Source organism: Cryobacterium soli (genome assembly GCF_003611035.1).
GTDB lineage: Bacteria > Actinomycetota > Actinomycetes > Actinomycetales > Microbacteriaceae > Cryobacterium > Cryobacterium soli.
The window spans coordinates 4,177,337-4,196,704 of sequence record NZ_CP030033.1 but is presented as its reverse complement, the minus strand read 5'-3'; the positions used below and the strand labels follow the sequence as shown (position 1 = coordinate 4,196,704).

The 19,368-nt window shown below is 68.9% G+C and carries 18 protein-coding genes; 9 read left to right on the top strand and 9 right to left on the bottom strand.

Features of this window, described 5'->3' with window-relative positions; translation table 11 throughout:
- The first annotated feature begins 44 nt into the window (after window positions 1-44).
- Window positions 45-836, top strand: a complete 792-nt coding sequence (locus DOE79_RS19550; protein ID WP_120340452.1) for a sugar phosphate isomerase/epimerase family protein — start codon at window positions 45-47, stop codon at window positions 834-836.
- A gap of 82 nt (window positions 837-918) precedes the next feature.
- Here DOE79_RS19550 and DOE79_RS19545 read toward each other — a convergent pair whose 3' ends face one another.
- The 4 genes from DOE79_RS19545 to DOE79_RS19530 all read right to left on the bottom strand — a co-directional run bounded on the left by DOE79_RS19545 (window position 919) and on the right by DOE79_RS19530 (window position 7,723).
- A complete protein-coding gene (locus tag DOE79_RS19545) occupies window positions 919-2,874 on the bottom strand; it encodes a YhgE/Pip family protein (protein WP_120339924.1) in 1,956 nt (651 codons plus the stop codon).
- Window positions 2,871-5,807 (bottom strand): MMPL family transporter, encoded by a 2,937-nt coding sequence (locus tag DOE79_RS19540; protein ID WP_120339923.1) that lies wholly within the window; start codon window positions 5,805-5,807, stop codon window positions 2,871-2,873. Before DOE79_RS19540 ends, DOE79_RS19545 begins: the two co-directional genes overlap by 4 nt.
- 4 nt (window positions 5,808-5,811) lie before the next feature.
- A complete protein-coding gene (locus DOE79_RS19535) occupies window positions 5,812-6,447 on the bottom strand; it encodes a TetR/AcrR family transcriptional regulator (RefSeq protein ID WP_245977028.1) in 636 nt (211 codons plus the stop codon).
- Window positions 6,448-6,553: 106 nt separating this feature from the next.
- On the bottom strand, window positions 6,554-7,723 hold the full coding sequence (locus DOE79_RS19530) for an SLC13 family permease (RefSeq protein ID WP_120339922.1): 1,170 nt from the start codon (window positions 7,721-7,723) through the stop codon (window positions 6,554-6,556).
- Window positions 7,724-7,820: 97 nt separating this feature from the next.
- Between DOE79_RS19530 and DOE79_RS19525 the strand changes: the two genes are divergently transcribed.
- The 3 genes from DOE79_RS19525 to DOE79_RS19515 all read left to right on the top strand — a co-directional run bounded on the left by DOE79_RS19525 (window position 7,821) and on the right by DOE79_RS19515 (window position 10,459).
- A complete protein-coding gene (locus tag DOE79_RS19525; RefSeq protein WP_120339921.1) occupies window positions 7,821-8,033 on the top strand; it encodes a hypothetical protein in 213 nt (70 codons plus the stop codon).
- 106 nt (window positions 8,034-8,139) lie between these two features.
- Window positions 8,140-8,598: a hypothetical protein gene (locus DOE79_RS19520; protein ID WP_120339920.1), complete on the top strand. Its 459-nt coding sequence runs from the start codon at window positions 8,140-8,142 to the stop codon at window positions 8,596-8,598.
- A 55-nt stretch (window positions 8,599-8,653) separates the two neighbouring features.
- Window positions 8,654-10,459: a glycoside hydrolase family 15 protein gene (locus DOE79_RS19515; protein ID WP_120339919.1), complete on the top strand. Its 1,806-nt coding sequence runs from the start codon at window positions 8,654-8,656 to the stop codon at window positions 10,457-10,459.
- A 43-nt stretch (window positions 10,460-10,502) separates the two neighbouring features.
- Here DOE79_RS19515 and DOE79_RS19510 read toward each other — a convergent pair whose 3' ends face one another.
- Entirely contained in the window at window positions 10,503-10,772 is a 270-nt protein-coding gene (locus DOE79_RS19510; RefSeq protein WP_066596451.1) for a GlsB/YeaQ/YmgE family stress response membrane protein, read from the bottom strand.
- A gap of 188 nt (window positions 10,773-10,960) precedes the next feature.
- Between DOE79_RS19510 and DOE79_RS19505 the strand changes: the two genes are divergently transcribed.
- From DOE79_RS19505 to DOE79_RS19485, 5 genes are all read left to right on the top strand, one after another.
- On the top strand, window positions 10,961-11,572 hold the full coding sequence (locus tag DOE79_RS19505; RefSeq protein WP_120339918.1) for a biotin transporter BioY: 612 nt from the start codon (window positions 10,961-10,963) through the stop codon (window positions 11,570-11,572).
- Window positions 11,569-12,255 (top strand): energy-coupling factor ABC transporter ATP-binding protein, encoded by a 687-nt coding sequence (locus DOE79_RS19500; protein ID WP_120339917.1) that lies wholly within the window; start codon window positions 11,569-11,571, stop codon window positions 12,253-12,255. Before DOE79_RS19505 ends, DOE79_RS19500 begins: the two co-directional genes overlap by 4 nt.
- Window positions 12,252-12,860: an energy-coupling factor transporter transmembrane component T family protein gene (locus DOE79_RS19495; RefSeq protein WP_120339916.1), complete on the top strand. Its 609-nt coding sequence runs from the start codon at window positions 12,252-12,254 to the stop codon at window positions 12,858-12,860. The genes DOE79_RS19500 and DOE79_RS19495 overlap by 4 nt, the downstream gene beginning before the upstream one ends.
- A 1-nt stretch (window position 12,861) precedes the next feature.
- Window positions 12,862-13,638 (top strand): alpha/beta hydrolase, encoded by a 777-nt coding sequence (locus DOE79_RS19490; RefSeq protein ID WP_245977027.1) that lies wholly within the window; start codon window positions 12,862-12,864, stop codon window positions 13,636-13,638.
- A 100-nt stretch (window positions 13,639-13,738) separates the two neighbouring features.
- Window positions 13,739-14,188, top strand: coding sequence for a flavodoxin family protein (locus tag DOE79_RS19485; protein ID WP_120339915.1), 450 nt, complete (start codon window positions 13,739-13,741; stop codon window positions 14,186-14,188).
- Between the two features lie 111 nt (window positions 14,189-14,299).
- Here DOE79_RS19485 and DOE79_RS19480 read toward each other — a convergent pair whose 3' ends face one another.
- The 4 genes from DOE79_RS19480 to DOE79_RS19465 form a co-directional block, all read right to left on the bottom strand.
- Window positions 14,300-15,193, bottom strand: a complete 894-nt coding sequence (locus DOE79_RS19480) for a glycine betaine ABC transporter substrate-binding protein (RefSeq protein ID WP_120339914.1) — start codon at window positions 15,191-15,193, stop codon at window positions 14,300-14,302.
- Between the two features lie 73 nt (window positions 15,194-15,266).
- Entirely contained in the window at window positions 15,267-16,262 is a 996-nt protein-coding gene (locus DOE79_RS19475) for an ABC transporter permease (protein ID WP_120339913.1), read from the bottom strand.
- Window positions 16,259-17,530 (bottom strand): quaternary amine ABC transporter ATP-binding protein, encoded by a 1,272-nt coding sequence (locus DOE79_RS19470; RefSeq protein ID WP_245977347.1) that lies wholly within the window; start codon window positions 17,528-17,530, stop codon window positions 16,259-16,261. The genes DOE79_RS19475 and DOE79_RS19470 overlap by 4 nt, the downstream gene beginning before the upstream one ends.
- Before the next feature lie 407 nt (window positions 17,531-17,937).
- Window positions 17,938-19,350: a cation:dicarboxylate symporter family transporter gene (locus tag DOE79_RS19465; RefSeq protein ID WP_120339911.1), complete on the bottom strand. Its 1,413-nt coding sequence runs from the start codon at window positions 19,348-19,350 to the stop codon at window positions 17,938-17,940.
- Between the last annotated feature and the right edge of the window lie 18 nt (window positions 19,351-19,368).

The following is a 19,368-nucleotide window of genomic DNA, read 5'->3' as shown; positions in this document are numbered from 1 at the left end:
CCTGGGTGCACTTCGAGGTTACCAGCGAAGGCTATGCTGACGCCGTGATTCGCATCGGCATGAGCACCACCTGTGTCTATCCGCTCCCCCTGGAGGACGCCTTCAGGCTCGCCCATCAGGCCGGTTTCGACGGCGTCGAGGTGATGGTCACGCGCGACGAAGCCACCCAGGATGCGGCGACGCTCCGGGCGCTCTCCGCCCGGTACTCGCTCCCGATCTTTTCCGTGCACGCTCCGGTGCTGTTGCTGACCCACTTCGTCTGGGGCAGGGACCCCCGGGTGAAGCTGGAGCGGTCCGCGGCCCTCGCCGCAGAGGTGGGTGCGTCGACCGTCGTCGTGCATCCGCCGTTTCGCTGGCAGGCCGGCTATGCAGAGGATTTCCTCGACATCGTGCGGGCTCTCGGGCACCAGACCGGTATCGAGATCGCCGTGGAGAACATGTTCCCCTGGAAGATCGGCGGCCGCGGAGTGAAGGCCTACTCCCCCGGCTGGGACACCACCCGGATGGACTGCGACGCGGTCACGCTGGACTTCTCGCACTGCGCGCTGAGCGGGCACGACAGCCTGGCCATGGCCACGGCCCTCGGCGACAGGCTGCGGCACGTGCACCTGTGCGACGGGTCAGGTTCCCTCGACGAGGGCCGGGTCTTCGACGAGCATCTGCTGCCCGGACAGGGCTCGGAGCCCGTCGCCGAGGTGCTCCGGCTGCTCGCCGCGGGCGACTGGACCGGCCAGATCGTGGCCGAGGTGAACACCCGGTCCGCGCGCTCCGAGCGGGAGCGCCTCGCCATGCTTGCCGACACCCTGGCCTTCGCCCGGACCCACACCCCCGCTTAACCCCACCGCGACCGGTGGGTTGAGCACGCAATACCTCGGGTTTTGGGTGCTTGAGTCACAGTTCGCGGGATGGGAGGGCGGGTCAGGCGGCGGCGAGGGCGAAGGACCGGGCGCCGCGGCGGCGGGCCACGACGGCCGTGGAGAGCAGCACGGCCACGATCGCGAAGAGGAGCAGCGCGAACACCGCCGCGGCCACATCCGCCCCGCTGCCGCCGGACACGATCGCCTGGATGCCCTGCACGGCCCAGGTGAGCGGCAGGAACGGACTGATCAACCGGAACGGTTCCGAGACCAGTTCGAGCGGGTAGAGCCCGCCGACCGACACGAGCTGCAGGCTGAGCAGCACCAGCGAGATCACCACGCCGATGCGGCCGAGCGCCGCCGTGAGGAAGTGGTTCACCGCGACGAAGACGAACGCGAGCAGCACCGAGAACCCGAACGTCGCCGGGGCGAGAGTCCAGGACACGCCGAGGGTGCTGTGCAGCAGCAACACCACGGCCAGGGCCTGAGCGGCCGCGATCGCGAATCCGCGGCCGAGGCTGCGCCAGACCAGACGACCGGTGGTGGCGGTCGAGGCCAGGGCGGTGGCCGACAGAGGCTTCATCACCAGGAAGATCGCCAGGGCGCCGATCCAGAGGCCCACGGGGACGAAGAGCATCCCGATGATCGGGCCGATCGAGTCGAGTGGGTTGTCCCGCGCGGCGTCGAGGGTGACGGGCGCCGCGATGACCTTCGCCGTCTCGGTCGGGTCGAGGTCGGTGAGCGCCGAGGCACTCTCCGCCCCCGTGGCAAGGCCCGTGGCGAGGTCGCCGGCACCGGTCTCGAGCTGGTGGGCGCCCGACGCGGCCGCGGCTGTTCCGGTGGCCAGCTGGGCCACGCCGTCGGAGAGGTCGCCGAGCCCGGAGGCGAGCCCCGAAGCTCCCCCACGCACGCTCTCGGAGCCTGCGGCGAGTTGCGCCGCCCCTGCGGCGCTCTGGCTGATCCCGCCCTGCACCCCGGAGAGCGCCGCACTGGTCTGCCGGCTCAGGGTGTCTCCGGAGGACACCAGCGTGTCGAGGCCGCCCTGCGCCTGAACGAGTCCGCCGAGCACGCCCTGCACGGCGGCCTTGGTCTGCGGGTCGAGCGGTTCAAGAGAGGCGGCGGGGATCTGCGCGGCGACGGCCCCCAGCTGGGAGACACCGGCGGCCGCGGACTGCACGCCCTCGGTGTACTGGGTGACCCCGGCGCTGAGGGAGCCGAGCCCCGCCGCCCCGGAGCTGAGGGTGCCGAGCCCGCTGCTGAGCGCGTCCACTCCAGTGGTGTACGAATCGACGCCGGAGGCGAACGTGGCGGCGCCGTCGGCCGCCGCGGCGGTGCCGTCGGCGGTGGCCTGGGTGCCGGCAGCCAGGGTGTCGAGCCCGGATGCGACGCCGGTCACGCCCGTGGCCAGCTGAGCCGACCCGTCGGCGGCAGCCACCAGGGACTCGCCGAGCGTGCCCAGGTTGGTGTACAACCCGCCGAGGTACTGCTTGGTGATCTCGGTACCGAACGCCCCGGTGAGGGCGCCACCGACGGACTGTGCGACCGAACCGGCCAGGAACGAGTGCGCGTCATCGGTGCGGATGGCGAGGTCGGCCTGGGTGGGCGTAGACCCCGACAGGGACGTGACCGACTTCGAGAAGTCGCTCGGAATGGTCAGCACGGCGTACGCGCTGCCGTCGGCGAGGGCCTTCGAGGCGTCGGCGTCGTTGGAGATCACCCAGGCGAACCCTGTGGAGTCCGAGCCCTCCGTGGCGGGCTTGGTGAGCTCGGTCACCAGCTGGCGACCGGCCAGCACCATCTGATCGCTGCCGTCCGGCAGCGTGGTCGTGACGAACTCGTCGTTGTTCACCACGAGCGCGGGCAGGGTGTCGACCCTGTCGTCGGCGCTGTTGAGGGCGCCGGCGAACAGTCCGGCGACGGCCAGCGGCACCACGATGAGTGCGGCCAGGCCGGCCACTGCCGCGCCGCGGCGTTGGCCGGGCGTGCGGCTGAATAGTCTGTCGAGCCTGGTGCTCATCGCTGCAGGGCCTTTCCGGTGTCGGAGCTCTTCGTGTCGGTGCTGTTCGTGTCGGTGCTGTTCTGATCCACGGAACCGAGGTCGAATCGTTGGATGCCGCGCTCCTGGGTGATAGCCGGGTCGACCAGGTCGAGGGCCGTCACGCTCAGGATGAGCGTCGTGCCCAGCGGGGCGAGCGCCGCGAAGACGGCGGCCGGTCCGCGTCCGCCGGCGTCGGCCGGCAGACCGTCGCCGAGATCGACCACGAGCACGCCCGGGCGTTCCGCGAGGGCGGCGGCGGCGAGCGTGGCCGCGCGGGCGAGGGCGGACAGCGATGCCACGGTGGTATCCGCGGTGAGCGGGCGCCGTTCGGACTCACCCAGTGCGACGTTCAGCCGGTCCACCCACAGCCGCAGCTGCGCCGGCCGATTCGCCGCACGGAACAGCGGCTGCACGAGGTCGAGGCGTTCGGCGATGAGTTCGCCCACGGTGAGGCCGTTGTCGCGGGTGTCCGAGACCTCCGCCAGCGCAACGGTGCGCATCGCGACCGCACGGTCGGACGGCAGGGCCGCGCCACGTACCTGGAGCCGTCCGGCGACCGGGTCGAGCCGGCCGGCGAGGGTGGCTGCCAGAACCCGACGGGCGGCATCCGGACCGGTCAGCACGAGCACCGAACCCGCGTCGACGGCCAGGTCGATGGGGCCGAGCCGGGACTCTGGCAGGCCCACGTAGAGGGCGTCCGCGGTGATGTCGTCGTTCTGGGCCAGGGCCCAGGCGCTGTCGTCGAGGTGTTGACGCAGTCCCTCACCCTCGATGTCCACGTTGGGCAGCACGCGGGCGAGCCAGCGCGGCAGCCACCACGCCGCATTTCCGGCCAGCGCCATGGCGGCCGGAACCAGCGTCATCCGCACCAGGAAGGCGTCGAGGAAGACGCCGACGGCCAGGGCGAAGGCGATGCCCTTGATGGCGCCGGAGCCCTCGGGGACGAAGGCGAAGAAGACGAAGAACATGATCAGGGCGGCCGCGGTGACCACCCGGGCGGCGTGCGAGAAGCCGTGCACGACAGCGCGGCGGGCGTTCCGCGTCTTGACGAACTCCTCCCGCATGCCCGACACCAGGAACACCTCGTAGTCCATGGCCAGGCCGAAGAGCACGGCCATGAGCAGGATCGGCAGGAAGCTGAGGATCGGACCGGGGTTGGACACCCCGATCAGGTCGGCCAACCAGCCCCACTGGAAGATCGCGACGGTGGCGCCGAGCGACGCGAACACGGACAGCAGGAAGCCCAGCGCCGCCTTGACCGGTACGAAGATCGAGCGGAACACCATGGTGAGCAGCACGATCGAGAGTCCGACCACGATGAGCGCGAACGGGATGAGCGCGTTGGTGAGCCGGTTGGAGATGTCGATGGAGACCGCGGTCGCGCCCGTGACGGTCACCGGGGTGCCGAGGTCGTCGTTGATCGAGGGCGCGATGTCGCGGATCGACTGCACAAGGTCCTTGGTCTTCGGGGAGTTCGGGGCGCTGTCGGGCATCACCTGGATGATCGCGGTGTCGACAGTGGCGTTGGGCTGGCCGGCGCTCACGAAGGCCACGTCGGGCAGGTCGCGCAGCTCGGCGGAAATCGTGTCGAGGTCGGCCACGATGTCGGTGGTCTGGGTGATGTCGACCACCACGATCAGGGGCCCGTTGTAGCCGGGGCCGAAGCCCTTCTCGATCATGCGGTACGCCTGGTACTGGGTGGACTCCACAGGCTCCGACGCGCTGTCGGGCAGGTTGAGGTCGAGGCTGAGCGCGGGGATCGCCATGACGCCCAGGATGCCGACGACGGCGAGGACCGCCACGACGGGGGCCTTGAGCACGATCGCGACCCAGCGGTGCCCCAGGGTGGGACGCCCGGTGTCGGGTGTGGTGGCCCGGCGGTGCGCCCGGCTGCCGGGCTTGGGGGCCAGGCGTCCCTTGGCCAGGCCGAGGATGGCCGGCAGCAGGGTGATCGCCACGGCGATGGAGATGAGCACGGCGAAAGCCGCTCCGAGGCCCATCACGCTGAGGAACGGGATGCCCACCACGAGCAGACCGAGCAGGGCGATGATCACGGTGATCCCGGCGAAGACCACGGCGCTTCCGGCGGTGGCCACGCTCGTGGACGCCGACTCGTGGGGATCGACGCCGTTGGCCAGCTGGGTTCGGTGCCGGGAGAGGATGAACAGCGAGTAGTCGATGCCGACGGCCAGGCCGAGCATCATGGCCAGCATGGGCGCCGTGCTCGAGACCGACACGAAGGCCGACACGGCCCCGATACCGCCGATCGCGACCCCGACGCCCACCAGGGCCATCAGCAGCGGCATACCGGCGGACATGAGCGAGCCGAAGGTGATCACCAGGACCACTCCGGCGAAAAGCACTCCGAAGATCTCCGTGACGGTGATGCCGAAGGTGTTGTCCTGGAAGACCTGGCCGCCGAAGGCCACGGTGAGCCCGGCGTCTTCGGCCGTGCCCGCTGTCGCGACGACGGCGGCAATGGTGGCGTCCGAGACATCGGACGATTCGCCGGTCAGCTGCACCTTGGTGATCGCCGTGGTCTCGTCGTCGGAGATGGCTCCTGAGGCGTATTCGGAGAACGGGTCGACGACGCTGGTGACCCCGGTCAGGTCGGCCAGTTCTGTGCCCATCGCGGTGATCGCGGCCTGATAGGCGGGGTCGTCCACCGATGCTCCGTCCGGCGCCTGGTAGACCACCTGCACGGCGGCGCCCGCGGCCTGCGGGAACACCTCGGCCAGCTTGTCGATGGCCTCCTGCGATTCGGTGCCAGGGATCGCGAACGATTCCTGTGTCGTTCCGCCGAGGGCGGCGTTGGCCCCGAGGATGCCGCCGAGGACGATCACCCAGACGCCGATGACGAGCCACGCGCGCCGGTAGGCGAAATGACCGATGCGGTAGAGGAACGTTGCCATGGTGCTACTTCCTGGACTCGTGCTGAACGGAGGGCTGAACCGGCGCGGAGCGCACGGAGACGGGCGCCAGGAGCTCGACGATGACGACACGCAGGGCCCGGCGGATCTCCTCGGGTGAGGAGGGTGAGCGCTCCAGGGGGGTGCCTCCGAAGTTCATGCCGGCCACCAGGGCGTAGGCGGCGCCTCCGAGGGCGATACCGAAGCGGATCTGGTCCTCGGTGCTTGCATTGTGGTCGCAGATCGCGTTGGACAGTCTCCCGATCAGCACGCCGGCGCGGTCGATGACGGCGATTCCGGTGAGCGACTGGGCCTGGTTGATGAAGGTGTGCAGCTCCAGCCGGAACTCGAGGATGAAGTCGATGAAGTCGTCCACGAAGCGCAGCCGGGTTGTCTCGGTCTCCTCGGTGGCGAGGAAACGTTCAAGGATCTCTTCCAGCCGGTCGATGGCCGGCGTCAGCACGGCCTCGAGCAGGGCTTCCTTCGACGCGAAGTGGTACAGGACGCTGGACTTCGAGTAGCCCGCCACATCCGCGATGTGCTGCAGGGATGCGCCGGCGAAGCCGACAGAGGCGAACTGCTCGAGCGCGGTCAGGCGTAATTCGTCGCTTGTCGTCTGGCGCGCGGAGGTGTCTGTGATCACCCGATCACGCTAGTTGACCGATCGGTCAGTTCCTGCACGATCGGTCAGATTATCGGGAAACGTCCAGACTGCGCCCCACTACGTGCCCCGATCCGTGCCCCGGGCGCTAGACCGTGAAGGCGAGCACGAGGGTGGCCACGACCACCGTGACCGGCGCCACCGCCAGGCCCAGCAGCATGTAGCGCCGCCAAGAGATCGAGACGCCCATGCCGCTCAGTTGCTGGTGCCAGAGCAGGGTGGCCAGCGACGCCCACGGTGTGATCAGCGGTCCGGCGTTCACGCCGATCAGGAGCGCCACCATGCGCGCGGGCGTCGTCGCCACGGGTTCGAGGGCCAGGTAGGCCGGCAGGTTGTCGATCGCGTTGGCGCCGAGCAGCCCGGCCCCGGCCAGGCGGACCAGGCTCAGCGGATCGTCCCCGGCGCCCGCCACGGCATCGAGCACCTCCCCCAGGCCCAGTTCGTGCAGGGCCGCCATCACCAGGAAGAGTCCTGACGCCAGCAATACCAGGGGCCACGGCACGAGCCCAGGGCGCAGCGTCTTGCGGTCGAGGATGAAGAAGATCACCGAGAGGAGCACCGCGGCCTGCAGGGCGGGGATCCAGACCGGGATGCCGGACACCAGGGCCGGAATGAGGGCCACCACGGTCACGGCGCTCGTGCCGAACAGCACGGGGTTCTTCACACGGGTGCCCGGCGTCATCTCGTAGGGCTCTCGGAGCGTGCGCCGGCAGACCAGGTAGATCGCGCCCACGGTCACGAGAATCGCGGCCAGGGCGGGGGCGCCGGTCAGCAGCGCGAATTGCACCGGGCTCACCGGATGCCCGACCAGCTCGCCGATGCGACCCTGGGCGAGCAGATTGGTCAGGTTCGACACCGGCAGGAGCAGCGACGCAGTGTTGGCCAGCCACACCGTGGTGAGGGCGAACGGGAGCGGGCTCAGGCCCACATGCCTGGCCATCACGACCACAACCGGCGTGAGGAGCACCGCCGTCGTGTCCAGCGAGAGGAACACCGTGCTGAGCACGGCCAGGGCCACCACCAGCAGCCACAACAGCCAGGTGCGTCCGCGGGCCCACCGGGTGAGCCGTTCGGCCACGAAGGTGAACAGGCCGGCCGCCGCAGCCAGCTCGGCCACGACGGTGATCGCCACAACGAAGACCAGGATGGGCAGCACCCGGTCGATCAGCTCCACCGTCGCCGGCCACGGCAGGACCCCGGTGATCACGGCTATGATCCCTGCACAGAGCAGCACCGCTCCGACGATCCCCGTACGCATGGCTCCCCTTCGACCTCGGGCATCCGCCCGGTTTCTCAGTCGGGCCGACTCGCGTGATCGATGACCACCCCGGTAGCGTAGAACGAAGGAGGCAGACATGCGGAAATTTTTGTTCAACGGGGCCATGATCGGCGTCGTGGCCGGCGGCTGGAATATCCTTCAGGCGACCCGGCACGGACCGAGGGACTGGCGCCTCGTGCTCACCTGGATCGGCTGGGCTTTGAGCGTCGCCGTCGCCATCGGCAACGTCACCAAGGACGCCGAGGAGAAGAAGCTCACCAGCGGCGAGGGCAAGCGCGGCAAGAAATAGCCGCATACTCCTCTGAGTACCCCGGCTGCGGCGTGTCACCCCCGTCTTTCCTAGTGATGGCGGGGAAACTGGACTTCTCAGTTGTTGCAGAAGGAAGGGGCTCTCGATGTTCGGTCGTCGACGTCGCATCGCACCCACCATTCCCGTTCTCGCCGCGCCCGCCCCGGCCGAGCTCAGCCGCGACCAGGTCTTCGAACACCTCCACGCGGCCTTGTCCGACCTCGTCGGTGCGGGCGGCGCCTGGACCCTGGTGCCCCGCGTCGAGTCCGACACCGACGTGATCTTCCACGGCCTCAAGGCCCACCAGATCGCGGCCGCTCTCACGGAGATCCTCGCCACCGAGACAGTTCGACTGCGTACCGATACCCCGACGGCTCCCGCGAACATCGCCGAACCCCGCACCGACACTCCCGTCGATGGCATCACCGCCGTCAACACCGGCGCGCTCCTGGTCTCCTCCGGAGCGGAACCGACCGCACTGCCCTGGAACCCGGCCCCGATCTCGGTCTGGGCCGAACCCGACACCGGTGCCCGTACCGGCGCCGTCGTGCGTCGCGTCGCCTGATCAGCCCGAGAGACATCACCGCCACCGCACATTCGACCTGTGTGAGGATGTCTGAATGGCGCTGCACATCGAGGACTATGCACTGATCAGCGACTGCCATTCGGCCGCCCTCGTGGGCCGCGACGGCAGCATCGACTGGCTGTGTCTGCCCCGCTACGACTCGGCCTCGATGTTCGGCGCACTTCTCGGCACGGAGGACCACGGCCGCTGGCTGCTGGCTCCCGCCGACCCTGCGGCCACCAGCACCCGCTCCTACGAGGGCGAGAGTTTCGTTCTCTCCACGATCTGGACGACCAAGACCGGCAGCGTCGAGGTGACCGACTTCATGCCGCACGGCGACGGTCGCGCCGACGTCGTGCGTACCGTGCGCGGAATCTCCGGAAGCGTCGAGATGCTCCAGGACCTGCGCTTGAGGTTCGGCTACGCCACCACGGTGCCCTGGGTACGGCAGCTGCGACGCGAGAAGACCCCCGGACTCATCGCCATCGCCGGGCCGGATGCCGTGGTCGTGCGTGGCCCGGCCCTGCACGCCGCCGACCACCGGCACGAGGCCCGGTTCACCGTGCACGCCACCGAGCAGCACAGCGTACAGCTCACCTGGTACCCCTCACACCTCGACCTGCCGCCGGCGCTGGACGTGGCCCTGTCACGCCGCCAGACCCTGGACCGGTGGGCCGGGTGGGCCGACAGCTGCACCCACGAGGGAGAGTTCCGGGACGCCGTGGTGCGTTCCCTGCTGGTGCTGCGCGCCCTCACCCACGAGAGCACCGGCGGCATCGTGGCCGCGGCCACCACCTCGCTGCCCGAACACGCGGGCGGCAGCCGCAACTGGGACTACCGCTACGTGTGGCTGCGTGACGCCTCCCTGACGCTCGAGGTGCTCCTCTCGCACGGGTACGAGAGCGAGGCCGAGGCCTGGCGGGGCTGGCTGCTGCGGGCCATCGCCGGCGACCCGAACGACCTGCAGATCATGTACGGCCTGTCCGGCGAACGCTACCTGCCCGAGCGTGAGCTGACCAGCCTGCCCGGGCACCACGGCTCCGCTCCCGTGCGGGTGGGCAACGGCGCCGTCTGCCAGTTCCAGTCCGACGCCGTGGGCGAGGTCATGATGGCCCTGCACGAGGCCCGGGGCGCCGGCGTCGAGGAGACCGAGTTCTCCTGGCCGTTGCAGGTGTCCCTGATGACCTACCTCGAAGCGAACTGGCGCCGGCCCGACCAGGGAATCTGGGAGGTACGTGGACCAGCGCGGGAGTTCACCCACTCCCGGGTGATGGTCTGGGCCGCGTTCGACCGGGCCGTGCGCGGGGTGACCGAATACGGGCTACCCGGACCAGTGGACCGCTGGCGCCGCATCCGCGACGAGGTGCGCCACGACATCGAGGAGCGCGGCTACAACACGGCCCTGGGCTCCTTCACGCAGTACTTCGGCAGCGAAGAGGTCGATGCGTCCCTCCTCCTGCTCCCCCAGGTGGGCTTCTGCGCCGCCGACGACGAACGGATGCTCGGCACCGTGCGCGCCATTGAGACGAGCCTGCTGCGCGAGGGCCTGGTGCTCCGGTACACCACGCATCCGTCGCTGGACGGGCTCGACCCCGGCGAGCATCCGTTCCTGGCCTGCTCGTTCTGGTTGGTCGAGCAGTACGCGGCGTCCGGCCGAGTCGACGACGCCAGCACCCTGATGACCAGGCTGGTGGGCCTGGCCAACGACGTGGGGCTGCTCTCGGAGGAGTACGACGTGACAACGGGGCACCACGCCGGCAACACACCCCAGGCGCTCACCCATCTGGCGCTGGTGCGCGCGGCCGACGCTCTGGTCGCCGCCGGCGGGCGGCGCTCGGAGGAGGCCGGCCGGCCGGTCTGAGCGGGGTCCGAGCGGGAACGGCGGGTCTGATGCGTAAGACGGGTCAGGTGGACGTATTGCGGTTGCGCGTCGCCAGCCCATAGATGAGCAGCACGATGATCGATCCGAGGATCGCGATGACCCAGGTGCGCAGATCGAAGAACCCGCCCATGTCGACGCCGAAGATCAACCCGGCGAGCCAGCCGCCCAGAAGCGCGCCGACCACGCCGAGCAGCAACGTCACGAACCAGCCGCCGCCCTGGGCGCCGGGGAGGATGAGTTTGGCGATAGCACCGGCCAGCAGGCCCAGGAGGAGAAAACCGAAGAAACCCATGACGACTCCTTTGCTCTGACCGGCATCGAGAGCCCGGCTGCGTTGATCATAAATCCGCCGGGGCGGCCCGGATAGGCCCGCCGACGAGCCTCGTCGGACGCGAAGGCCGGAGCCCGATCAGAATCTCCCGGGATTCTTTGTAGGTATTCCACTGCGGCGCCCCGGTGCCGAATCCTAGATTGAAAACCATGACAGCCCGCCTCAGCGTGCGCGATCTCGCGCAGATCGCCATCTTCGCCGCCCTCATCGCCGCCCTCGGATTCCCCGGCGCCATCGCCCTCGGCGCCAGCACGGTACCGATCACCTTCCAGACCCTCGGCGTGATGCTCGCCGGCGCCATCCTCGGCGCCCGCAAGGGCTTCCTGTCCGTGCTGCTGCTGCTCGTCCTGGCCGCGGCCGGGCTGCCACTGCTCTCAGGCGGGCGCGGCGGACTGGTCTGGTTCACCACCTCCCCCTCTGCCGGGTACCTCTACGGCTGGCTGCTGGGCGTCGTCGTGATCGGCCTCCTCACCTCACTGCTGCTGCCGCGCTACCCCTTCTGGCCCGCACTCGGCGCGACCGTGCTCGGCGGGATCGTGGCCGTCTACCTGATCGGCGTGCCCGTCACGGCCATCAACCTGGGCCTGCCGCTCTGGGCCGCCCTCGTCGACGCCGCCAAGTTCCTGCCGGGCGACCTGGTGAAGGTCGTGGTCACGGTGCTCGTGGCCAAGCAGGTGCACCGCGCCTACCCCGGGCTCATCCCGCTGCGCAGGAAGACCGTCAGCACCGAACCTGTGGACGGCAGCCGGGTCCAGGCGTGACGACGGCGGGCATCCGTTTCGAGGGAGTGTCGCACGGCTTCGACGAGAACCCGGTGCTGCGCGGCATCGACCTGCAGCTGACCGAACGGCGTATCGGCATCGTCGGTGCCAACGGCAGCGGCAAGTCCACGCTGGCCCGCATGATCAACGGCCTGGTCACACCCGAGCGGGGCACCGTCACCGTGAACGGTCTCGACGTGAAGCGCCAGGCCAAGCTGGTGCGGCGCGAGGTGGGCTTCATCTTCACCAATCCCGACAACCAGATCGTCATGCCCACCGTGCAGGAGGATGTGGCGTTCACCCTGCGCCGCCGGGGCCTGGACGCCGCCGAGATCGCCGCCCGCACTGCGGAGGCGCTGGACCGGTTCGGTCTCACCGCACTGGCCGACCGCCCCGCCCACCGGCTGTCGGGCGGCCAGAAGCAACTGCTTGCGCTGGCCGCCGTGCTCGTGGCCGGGCCGAGCATCGTCGTCGCCGACGAACCCACCACCCTGCTGGATGCGCGCAACACCCGCCTCATCACCGGCCTGCTGGTCTCGCTGACCCAGCAGGTGATCGTGGTCACCCACGACCTGGAGGTGCTCGACGGCTTCGACCGGGTGATCGTGATCGACCAGGGCCGGGTCGTCGCCGATGACATTCCCCCGGTGGCCCTGTCGGCCTACCTGAGCCTGTTGGCATGATCGGCCTCTACCGGCCGGGCACCTCGCTCGTGCACTGCGCTCCCGCCCTGCTCAAACTGGTCGTGCTCGCGGTGCTCATGGTGCTGGTGGGCGTGGTCGCCGACCCTGTGGTCTTGGCCGGGGAGTTCGCCCTGGTGCTTGCCCTCTACGCCCTGGCCGGAATCCCGCCGCTGGCGGCCTGGCCGCAGATCGGACCGATCCTCTGGATCCTGGCCTTCGCGGTGCCCGTACAGGTTCTCGTGGCTGGAGGCTCGGCGGCAGGCTGGACCACGGCGGGCCTGATGGCCGGCCGTCTGCTGGTGGCCGTTGCGCTGGCAGCCCTGTTCACGCTGAGCACGACCGTCACGGCCGTGTTGGAGGCGTTCCAGCTCATGCTGCGTCCGTTCCGTCGCTGGGTGGACGCCGACCGGGTGGGTCTGCTCGTCGCCCTGACCATCCGCTGTATCCCGCTGGTGGCTGAGATCGTACGCGAGGTGCTGGAGGCCCGGCGGGCCCGCGGCGCGCAAGCCTCGGTTACGGCCCTGGCCGTTCCCGTCGTCGTACGCTCGTTGTACGCCGCCGATGCCATCGGGGAGGCGCTCGCCGCACGCGGATTGGACGACTGACATGGCCCCGACTGACATGTCCCCGACTGACAAGGCCACGACCTCGCTCCGGCGGCGCATCCGGTTCGGCGGCTGGGCGGCGTTGACCGCACTGGTCCTCGGCGTGGTCGTTTTCCTGATCTGGACCCAACTCGTGATGCCGGCCGACCGGGCCGCCGCCCAGGCGGTCTTCGACAACCCAGCCGTGACGGTCACCGACACCCCAGACTCCGTGGTCATCGCCCCGACCGATGGCGGCTCGCAGGAGGGCCTGGTCTTCATCCCCGGCGCCAAGGTCGATCCGTACGCTTATCTCGCGACGCTGTCCGGCACCGTCGAGGAGACCGGGATGACGGTGGTCATCACCAAGCCCGTGCTGAACCTCGCCTTCTTCGACCAGCGGTCGCTCGAGACCTTCACCGCCGTCGCACCGGAGGTGGACACCTGGTTCGTCGGGGGCCATTCGCTCGGCGGGGTGCGCGCGTGCATGTATGCGGCAGACGACGATGTCGCCGGACTGGTGCTGTTCGGCAGTTACTGCGCGTCCGTCGTCACCGACCCCGACCTGCCCGTGCTCAGCCTCTCCGGCAGCGAAGACGGGCTGAGCACACCCGAGAAGATCGACGACACCGCGAGCCTGCTGCCCGCGGACACCACCTTCGTGCGCATCGAGGGCGCCAGCCACGCCTCGTTCGGCGCCTACGGCGCCCAGCCCGGTGACGGCGTGCCGACCCTGTCGGCGGCCGATTCTGCGCGTGCCATCACCGAGGCCCTCTCGGAGTTCGTGACAACGAACTGACCGGACCCGGGCCCAGCGCCCACGGTTGCCCGGCCCGTCGGGCGGGTCCACTATGGCCGCAGCCGGACAGTGCTGTCCGACGGTCAAGGAGGATCCATTCATGCACGCCCGCGTCGTCTATGACACCACGTTCGGCAACACCCGCACTATCGCGGAGGTGATCGCCGCCGAGTTGGGCCAGGGCACCACAAGCCTCAGTCTCGGGGACCTCACCGACGCCAGTCTCGACGGCGTCGACGTGCTCGTCGTCGGCTGCCCGATCAACGGCTGGAGGCCCACGGAGCGGATGCAGGAGTTCCTGCGCAACCTCACCCCCGGTTCCCTGACCGGCGTGCGCGCAGCCGCGTTCGACACCAGGGTCAAGCTCTTCATCCACGGGGATGCCGCGGGCAAGATCTCGCACGCGCTGCAGGATGCCGGCGCCACCATCGTGGCCAAACCGCACGGCTTCATCGTGCAGGGAACCGAGGGTCCTCTGGCCCCGGGCGAAACCGGGAAGGCCGGCGCGTGGGCCGCGTTCATCGGCGCCGAACTGCGCGCAACGGCCTGAGGGCCTGAGCCGCTGCAGGCAAGGGACTGAGCCGTTGCAGGCAAGGGATTGAGCCGCTGCACGTAAAAGGCCCGTGCCGAAGCACGGGCCGTTCACACAGGGGCCTGTCGACTACGCGGTGAGCGAGTCCACGTAGTCCTGGTTCTCTTCGATCCACTTCTCGACGATGGGGCCGTAGTCCTGGCCGTCGTAGTCGACGAACATGGCGGCTTCGAGAGACTGGAGCCGGTCGAGATCCATCTTGTAGCCCGCGAGCCACTTCTCGGCCTGCGGGAAGTCGGTGCTGAAGTCCTTCTTGCCGTAGGCGTGAATGGACTCTGCGACGCCGAGGGTGCCCTCGGGGTCTTCGAGGTTCTTCAGGTCGAAGGTACCGTAGGCCCAGTGCGGTTCCCACAGGGTGACGGCGATGTTCTCGCCGGACTTCTGCGCGGCGGTCAGCTCCGTGAGCATGGCGGCGGTCGACGAGGTCTGGTAGTTCATACCCTCGAGGCCATAGGCCGGAATCGTCTTGTCGGTGACAGCGAGGGTGAGGCCGGCGCCGGGCTCGATCCCCACGATGGTGTTGTTGAACAGGTCGGCGTTCTCGGCCAGTTCAGCGATCGTGTCGATCGGGGCATCCGCGTTCACGGCGATGGTGTTCTTGGCCTCGTCGTTCCAGGCTGCGATCTCGGTGATGTCGTCGCCGTACTCGTCGAGGTACTCGGCGTGCGTGTTCGGCAGCCAGACGTCGAGGTTGAGGTCGTAGTCGCCCGAGGCCAGGCCGGAGTAGACCACGGCGACGTCGGCGTACTCGAGTTCGACGTTGTAGCCCTTCTCGTCGAGAATGGCCTTCCACAGCTCGGAGGCTGCGATGCCCTCGTCCCAGCCGTTGAACACGGCGATGGTGAGGTCCTTGTTGTCGGAGTTGTCCTCCGACACGGATTCGGCTTCGGCGGCAGCGCAGCCGGTGAGGGCGAGCATGCCGATGGCTCCGGTCGCGAGGAGCTTGAGTGAACGGTTCTTCATGTGTTCCTTTCGTGCCGCGTGAACAGCGGCTGGTGCAGGGTCATGGGGGCGAGAGCCCGGTGAGGCTGGCCCGTTAGGAGGGGACGAGTACGCCGGGCCGCTTGGCGGACTCGTGCGCGACCTCGTCGTTCGTGGGCCCCGTTTGGACGGGCGTCGTGCGGTGCTTGCGGGCGGAGCGGAACCGCCCGATCGGGGTGTTGCCGGTGCCCAGGGCCGCAGTGATGCGGTCGAGGAAGATCGCGAGGATCACGACGGACAGGCCGGCTTCGAAGCCGAGCGACACATCGATCCGGTTCAGGCTGGCGACAACCTGCTGGCCGAGTCCGCCCGCTCCCACCATGCCGGAGATGACGACCATCGAGAGCGAGAGCATGATGACCTGGTTGATACCGGCCATGATGGTGGGCATCGCCAGCGGCAGCTGAATCTGACGGAGGATCCGCCACGGCGACGCACCGAACGCCTCGCCCGCTTCGACGACCTCGCGGTCGACGCTGCGGATGCCGAGCTCGGTCAGGCGCACACCGGGAGCCATCGCGAAGATGATGGTGGCGACGATCCCGGGCACCACGCCGACGCGGAACAGGATCAGGGCGGGGATGAGGTAGACGAAGGCGGGCATCGTCTGCATGAAGTCGAGGACCGGCCGGATGATGCCGGAGGCCAGACTGGATTTCGCGGACAGGATGCCGAGGGGCACACTGAACAGGATCGCCAGGATGCTGGCGACCAGCACCAGGGCGAGCGAGTCCATGGCGTTCTCCCACTGGTCGACGCCCACGATGAGCACGAGGCCCACGATGGTGCCGACGGCGAACTTCCAGCCGCGCACCATGAGGCCCAGCGCGGCGGCGACGAGGATGATCACCCAGAACGGCGGGGAGGCCAGGGCGAAGTCGACGAGGTCATAGGCGCCGTTGAAGACGGCGCGCACCAGGTCGAAGAAGAACCCGAAGGTGTCGGTGACGAAGTCGATGAAGGCCTTCGCCCAGCTGCCCAGAGGAATGCGGAAGTCGGCGGTCGCGGTGTTCACGAGCGCGGTGTTGATCGCTGCTGCTGTGCTGCTCATGGCTGCACTCCTTCCGGCGCGGTCTCGCGCAGGGTGTCGGTGATGACGCTGAGCGGCACGGTGGGCGGAGGACCGGCCACCGGCACCTCGCCCGTTGCCGTGGTGACGTTGCCGAGCGCGGCCAGCAGGGTGACCCGCGGGATGACGCCGATCAGGCGCTTACGCTCGTCGACGACCGCGATGGGCAGGTCGCTCTCCACGGCCAGCTCGACGAGGTCGACCAGCGCGGTGTCCGAGGACACCGTGGTGGCGTCGGTGATGATCTCACGCATGTCGGTGTCGCCGCGCTTGACCTGGCCGAGCACGTCGCGGTCGCGCACGACACCGGCGAAGGTGCGGTCGCGGCGCAGCACGAAGATGGCGGAGGTCTGCAGGTCGCGCATGGTGCGCAGAGCGGCCCGGGGACCGGCGGTGGCCGTGATCACGGAACGGGCGGGTTCCATCACGCTTCCGGCGGTGAGCACACGGGCCCGGTCGACGTCCTGCACGAACTGGGCGACGTAGTCGTTCGCCGGGTCGGTGAGGATCTCCTCCGGGGTGCCTATCTGCACGATGCGCCCGTCGCGCATGACCGCGATGCGGTCGCCGAGGAACATGGCTTCGTTGAGGTCGTGCGTGATGAAGATGATGGTCTTGCCGAGTTCGGCCTGCAGCTCGATGAGCTGTTCCTGCATCTCGCGGCGGATCAGCGGGTCGAGGGCGGAGAACGCCTCGTCCATCAGAAGCACGTCGGTGTCCGCGGCCAGGGCACGGCCGAGGCCGACGCGCTGCTGCATGCCGCCGGACAGCTCGGAGGGCAGGCTGTCGGCCCAGCCGTCCAGGCCCACCAGGCGGATGATGGTGCGCGCCTTGGCGAGGCGTTCGGCCCGGGGCATGCCCTGGATCTCGAGGCCGTACGCCACGTTGTCGATCACCGTGCGGTGCGGGAGCAGGGCGAAGTGCTGGAAGACCATGGAGACGCTCTGCCGGCGCACGTCGCGCAGCTGGGCCGCGGGGATACCGGTGATGTTCGTGTCACCGACGGTGACGGTTCCGCTGCTGGCCTCGAGGAGACCGTTGAGCATCCGGATGAGAGTGGATTTGCCCGAGCCCGACAGGCCCATCACGACAAAGATCTCGCCGCGGCGCACCTCGAAGGAGGCGTCGATGACGGCGGCGGTGCCCAGGTGGGCCAACTCGTCGCGGCCGGCGCCGCCCTGGAGCTTTTTGACGATCTCCTGGGGCTTGCGGCCGAAGGCCTTGTAGAGCTTGGACGCCTTGACGGCGATTCCCGGTGTTACATCTGCTGCTGTGTGCTCCGCCTCGCTGGCGGATTCTGGTGCCTTGACGGCGATGATTTCGGTCACGGATTCTCCGGAGCACGCCGAATGGACCGCCTGCGCGGTCAAACTGTACGGGGCTCGCTGTGTCGGACGGGTAGGCCGAGACCGGCCTCGATGCCGATAGCGGCATGGGCTGGAGCGACCATGGGATCGCGTCCGTCTGGGCCTCACCGTACGCACACGGCCGTCCCAGTCGGGCTGGGGGCTACGCGTTCGCGTCCTGGTGAAGGGTCGGAAGACCGTGTGAGAGCCTAGCATGCGAACGCATGCAAGGGCCCCGGACGAGGGCAGTTTCGGCGATCGTCCGGGGCACCTAAGTGCAGGTCAGGCCCGCTAAACCAGCAGGCCTGGCGTCAGCGTCTGGCCAGCTCGGGCCGCGGCGCGGCGGCCTCCTCGTCAGGCACGGCCGTGGCTGCTTCCGTGGGCGCGGCCACACCGTGCGCCGACATCATCGTCGCCTCGTCGAACGGCGCGTGCCGGTCGAGAACGAGGTCCACCTGAGCCCTGTCGATCTCCTTGGTCCAGGTGCCGATCAGCACCGTTGCGACGGCGTTGCCGGTGAAGTTGGTCAGGGCACGGGCCTCGGACATGAACCGGTCGATGCCGACGATGAAGGCCACGCCGCCGACGAGTTGCGGAGCGTGCGCCTGCAGCCCGCCGGCCAGGGTGGCCAGGCCCGCTCCGGTGACGCCGGCCGCGCCCTTGGAGGCGATGATCATGAAGACCAGGAGGCCGATCTGCTCCCCCAGCATCAGCGGCTGGCCGAGGGCCGTGGCGATGAACAGCGACGCCATGGTCAGGTAGATGGCCGTGCCGTCGAGGTTGAACGAGTAGCCGGTGGGCACCGTGACGCCCACGACGGGCTTGGACACCCCGAGGTGCTCCATCTTGGCGATGAGGCGGGGCAGCGCGGCCTCCGAGGAGGAGGTCGAGAAGATGAGCAGGTATTCGCGGCCGAGGTATCGCATCAGCTTGAAGATGTTGACCCCGGTGACGAGCTTGAGCAGGCCGCCGAGGATCACCACTATGAAGATGATGCAGGTGAGGTAGAACGCGGCCATCAGAGTGAACAGGCTGATCACGGCCTGAATGCCGGTGGCACCGACCACGGCGGCGATGGCACCGAACGCACCGATCGGGGCCAGCCACATCACCATCACCAGGATGCGGAAAATGAGGGCCTGCAGGTGCGCGATGCCGGTGAGGATGGGCGTGCCCGCTGGTCCCATCTTCTGCAGGGCGAAGCCCACGACGAGGGCCACCATCAGGGTCTGCAGGATGTTGCCCGACGTGAGCGAGGACAGCAGCGTGGTGGGCACGATACCGAGCAGGAAGTCGTGCGTGTCGGCCGCTTCGGGGGCCGTGTAGGTCGCATCCTGCAGATTGAGCCCTTCACCGGGATGGATGAGGTTGCCGACGATCAGGCCGATGCCCAGGGCGAAGGTGGACATCACCAGGAAGTAGCCCAGCGCCAGCCCGCCGATCTTGCCGACGGTGGCCGCCTTGGCGATGGATCCGATGCCCAGCACGATGGTGCAGAAGATGATCGGCGCGATCATCATCTTGATCAGCAGCACGAAGACGTCACCGAGCGGCTTGAGTGCCACGGCGAAGCCGTCGGGTCCGCCGAACAGCAGGCCGACGAGGATGCCCAGGCCGACCGCGACGATGACCGCGATGTAGAGGTAGTGCGACTTGTCCAGTCGCTTGCGCGGTGTGCCGGCCGGTCGGCCGCCGCGCGGAACGCGGGGTAGAGAGAGTGCCATGTCAGACTCCTTTGTCTA

What these genes read in the sequence shown, in the direction of transcription:
- DOE79_RS19545 (WP_120339924.1), bottom strand. Translation starts at nt 2,874, where the DNA reads ATGAGCACCAGGCTCGACAGACTATTCAGCCGCACGCCCGGCCAACGC.
- DOE79_RS19540 (WP_120339923.1), bottom strand. Translation starts at nt 5,807, where the DNA reads ATGGCAACGTTCCTCTACCGCATCGGTCATTTCGCCTACCGGCGCGCG.
- DOE79_RS19530 (WP_120339922.1), bottom strand. Translation starts at nt 7,723, where the DNA reads ATGCGTACGGGGATCGTCGGAGCGGTGCTGCTCTGTGCAGGGATCATA.
- DOE79_RS19525 (WP_120339921.1), top strand. Translation starts at nt 7,821, where the DNA reads ATGCGGAAATTTTTGTTCAACGGGGCCATGATCGGCGTCGTGGCCGGC.
- DOE79_RS19520 (WP_120339920.1), top strand. Translation starts at nt 8,140, where the DNA reads ATGTTCGGTCGTCGACGTCGCATCGCACCCACCATTCCCGTTCTCGCC.
- DOE79_RS19515 (WP_120339919.1), top strand. Translation starts at nt 8,654, where the DNA reads ATGGCGCTGCACATCGAGGACTATGCACTGATCAGCGACTGCCATTCG.
- DOE79_RS19510 (WP_066596451.1), bottom strand. Translation starts at nt 10,772, where the DNA reads ATGGGTTTCTTCGGTTTTCTCCTCCTGGGCCTGCTGGCCGGTGCTATC.
- DOE79_RS19505 (WP_120339918.1), top strand. Translation starts at nt 10,961, where the DNA reads ATGACAGCCCGCCTCAGCGTGCGCGATCTCGCGCAGATCGCCATCTTC.
- DOE79_RS19495 (WP_120339916.1), top strand. Translation starts at nt 12,252, where the DNA reads ATGATCGGCCTCTACCGGCCGGGCACCTCGCTCGTGCACTGCGCTCCC.
- DOE79_RS19490 (WP_245977027.1), top strand. Translation starts at nt 12,862, where the DNA reads ATGGCCCCGACTGACATGTCCCCGACTGACAAGGCCACGACCTCGCTC.
- DOE79_RS19485 (WP_120339915.1), top strand. Translation starts at nt 13,739, where the DNA reads ATGCACGCCCGCGTCGTCTATGACACCACGTTCGGCAACACCCGCACT.
- DOE79_RS19480 (WP_120339914.1), bottom strand. Translation starts at nt 15,193, where the DNA reads ATGAAGAACCGTTCACTCAAGCTCCTCGCGACCGGAGCCATCGGCATG.
- DOE79_RS19475 (WP_120339913.1), bottom strand. Translation starts at nt 16,262, where the DNA reads ATGAGCAGCACAGCAGCAGCGATCAACACCGCGCTCGTGAACACCGCG.
- DOE79_RS19465 (WP_120339911.1), bottom strand. Translation starts at nt 19,350, where the DNA reads ATGGCACTCTCTCTACCCCGCGTTCCGCGCGGCGGCCGACCGGCCGGC.